Consider the following 3458-nt stretch of genomic DNA (forward strand, 5'->3'; position numbering starts at 1 on the left):
GCTCCTGGACGAACCGGCCGACGAGTTCCTGGTCCGACGCGAGGTCCTCGCGGAGCAGTTTGATGGCGACGGGCCCCTCGGGGCCGTCGCCGAGCCACACCGTGCCGGCGCTGCCGCGCCCCAGGATCTGGTGGGCGGTGTACCGGCTGCCGATATTCCGTGCCAAGACTGCTCCCTCAGCGGCTGGCGATTGGGCCCTCGCGCAACAACCCCCGGTCGACAAAGTTACGCGGCGATCGGGGGGTTGCGTGCCCTGGATGGCACCAACCTTCACTTCTGCGTACGAATTGCCGTGGAATTGGCCCGCAGAAGTCGATATAGCTACAGAATTGACAGGGCGTCCGGCTGGATCGGCGGCGCCCCGCCCCGTCAGTTGCCGCTGCCGCCGCCCAGCTTCGAGATCCAGTCGGAGACCGTACCGGCGGCGTCACTGATCGCGTGCCAGTAGCTCTGGCCCTGGCCGATCCAGTCCTTCAGCGGGGTGAGTTCCCAGATCAGCCAGCTCGCGACGACGAGAAGGACCAGCGTGAACAGGCAGCCCTTCAGGCAGCCGAGGCCGGGGATCTTCATCGGGTTGGCACTGCGCTGCCTGGGCTCGCGGGCCGGGCGCTGAGCAGGCTGCTGGGGCTGCTGCGGCGGCGCGTACTGCTGGCGCTGCTGCTGCGGCTGGTACTGCTGTTGCTGGGGCTGGTACTGCTGTTGCTGGGGCTGGTACTGCTGTTGCTGGGGCTGGTATTGCTGCTGCTGTTGGTATTGCTGCTGCTGAGACTGCTGCCGGTTCTGCGGGGGGTACTGCTGCTGCCGGCGCTGCTGCTGTTGCTGCGGGGGCTGCTGACGCTGGGGGCGGCGGCGCAGCGGGTCCTGGCTCGGGTCGAGGTACTGGACCTGCGTCTGGTCGTTGCGGTCGCGGGCGGCCTGGAGCTGGGACTGCCAGGGGTGCGGTCCGTCGGGCTGCGGGGCGCCCTCGGGCTGCGGCGGGACGGGCGGCAGGACCGCGGTCGGGTCGGCGTGGCCGCCGCCCTGTCCGGCGTTCTGCTGCATGACGCTGGTGGCCGCGTTGGCGTCGTACGAGCCGGCGTTGCTCGGCAGCACCTGCGTCGGGTCCGCCGCTCCGGGCGTCTCGGGGACGGCCGTGGGCGCCGGGTCGGGGGCGAGCAGGGCGGCCACCCCGTCGGCGGCCGCGATCTGCGCGGAGTTCGCGTGCACGCCGATGCCGGCGGCGACGGTACGCAGGGCGCGGGCCAGGTTCTCGGCACTGGGCCGCCGGTCCGGGTCCTTGCTCAGGCAGCGCTCCATGACCGTCCACAGCGGCGCGGGGACGGTGCTGGGGCGGCGGGGCTCCTCACTGAGGTGCCGCTGCAGGACTTCGAGCGCGGTGCCGCCGGCGAACGGCGGCCGGCCGGTGACCAGCTCGTACAGCAGGATTCCGGCGCCGTAGATGTCGACGGCGGAGGTCTGCGGGCGGCCCTCGGCCGACTCGGGCGCCACATAGGCCGGGGTGCCGACGAACTCGTGCGTCCGGGTCAGCCCCGGGGAGTCCGCGAGCCGGGCGATGCCGAAGTCGGTGAGCATCGGGTGCATCTCGCCGTCGCGCTCGGAGACCAGCACGTTGGCGGGCTTGAGGTCGCGGTGGACGACGCCGTCGGCGTGGCTGGCGGCGAGCGCGTCCGCGATCTGCGCGGTGAGCAGCGAGGCGGCGACCGGGGTGAGCGGGCCGTTGTCGCGGAGATAGCGGTGCAGGTCCGGACCGTCGATCAGGTCCATCACCAGGGCGAGGAGGTCCCCCTCCACGACCAGGTCCCGGGTGCGCACGATGTTCTCGTGGGTCAGCCGCAGCAGCACGGAGCGCTCGCGCAGGAACCGCATCACGACATCCGCGTCGTTGGCGAGCTCCTCCTTGAGGACCTTGATCGCGACGAGCTCGCCGGGCTGGCCGGTGACGGCCGCCTCGGCGCCCGCGGCCTCACGCTGGCGGGCGCGCCAGACGGTGCCCGTGGCGCCGCGTCCCAGCGGCTCCTCGAGCAGGTACTTGCTGCCTACCGGCCGCACGTCATGCGCTCCCTGCTGATCGTGGTGCTTGCGGTCCCCCGGATTCCTCCAGGAGTTTCCGGCCCACTCTAGAGCCTGTCCGGCGGTGGGTGACCGGGTCCGCCCGGTTGCCGCTTTGTCCGGAATTCCCGGAGGGCCGGGTCTCGCCGCCCCCGGGCGCACCGGTTGCGGAGGAAGACGCTCACTCCGGGCGGATGGTTGCCGCACCGGGGGGCGCGCAACGGCCGCGGGCGCCGGCCCGGACCGGATCGGCCGTGCCGCAGAACGGGCCAAGCAGGCACTTTTGGGCGCACAGCCGACCTTTCAAGATCACTTAGCGGTGACCCCCGGGCGTGTTGTCAGTGGCAGGTGCGAGGATGCCTCCAGCACAGAACCGTGGGGTCGGGAGCCCCGTGGTACGTGACGAACCTGTACCGGACGACGCGTCCGTGCCGGGTGGGGGGAATCACAGGGCGTTTCCCCTGCCGGGCACCTCGCGCAGAAGGGACCGCTGACGGCGATGCAGATCCGGCTGACCGTCCTCGCGCCGCCCAGCGGCCACACCCCGGCGCGCGCCTGCGACGTGCTGGTCACCGCCCCCGCGGGGACGGCGCTGGCCACCGTGGCATCCGGCCTGGCCGCGGCCGTCTCCGGGCCCGAGGGCTCCCTCGGCAGCGGTGCGGTGGTGCTGTTCGCCGGGCGGGAGCGGCTCGACGCGCAGCGCAGCGCCCTCGGTGAGCCGCCCCTGGTCGACGGAGCGGTGCTCTCGCTCCAGGTCCCGGGCGAGGACGAGTCGACGGACGACGCCGTTCCGGCGCAGCTGCACGTGATCGCCGGACCGGACGCGGGCGGGGTCCACCTGCTGCACGGCGGGCAGATCCGGATCGGGCGCTCGGCCGAAGCCGATGTCCCGCTCGACGACCCCGACGTCTCGCGGCTGCACTGCGCGGTGACCGTCTCGGACGACGGCCGGGTCGCGGTGGCCGACCTGGGCTCGACCAACGGCACCTCGCTGGACGGCGCGGAGGTCCGCGACCGTCCGGTCCGGCTGAAACCCGGTGCGCTGCTGCGGCTCGGCGAGTCGACGCTCCGGCTGACCTCGGGGGCGCGTACGCCGACGCTGGGGACGGCGCCGGACGGCGAGGGGCACCTGCGGGTGGCGGCCAGGGCTCCGGCCGACGCCGACCCGGGACACGGTTACGGGGACGGGGACGGCTCCGCCCACGCGTACAGCGCGGCCGTGCGCCCCGGGCCCGGGGCGCACGAGGAACCCGCCTTCCACGGCCACGAGCGCGGCGCGCGGGACGACGACCGGGCCGGGCACGCCGTGGCCCGGCCGCGGTCCGGCTCCGGGCGCCCCGACCGCTACCCGGACGAGGAAGCGCCCCGGCGGGGCATAGGCGCCTGGGCCCGCCGGGGCGCTTCCTCGT

2 protein-coding genes and 1 pseudogene are annotated in these 3458 nt (G+C 73.7%); 1 reads left to right on the forward strand and 2 read right to left on the reverse strand.

Going from position 1 to position 3458, the window contains the following annotated elements:
- Positions 1 to 166, reverse strand: a pseudogene (locus J1C73_RS34380) (serine/threonine protein kinase); the annotation flags it as partial.
- Positions 167 to 369: 203 nt separating this feature from the next.
- A complete protein-coding gene (locus J1C73_RS02305; RefSeq protein ID WP_207314836.1) occupies positions 370 to 2049 on the reverse strand; it encodes a serine/threonine-protein kinase in 1680 nt (559 codons plus the stop codon).
- A gap of 499 nt (positions 2050 to 2548) precedes the next feature.
- Here J1C73_RS02305 and J1C73_RS02310 point away from each other — a divergent pair.
- On the forward strand, positions 2549 to 3458 hold a 910-nt coding region (locus J1C73_RS02310), incomplete at its 3' end, for an FHA domain-containing protein (protein WP_207314837.1).

The sequence above is a fragment of the Streptomyces laculatispora genome, assembly GCF_017353455.1.
GTDB classification, from domain to species: domain Bacteria; phylum Actinomycetota; class Actinomycetes; order Streptomycetales; family Streptomycetaceae; genus Streptomyces; species Streptomyces laculatispora.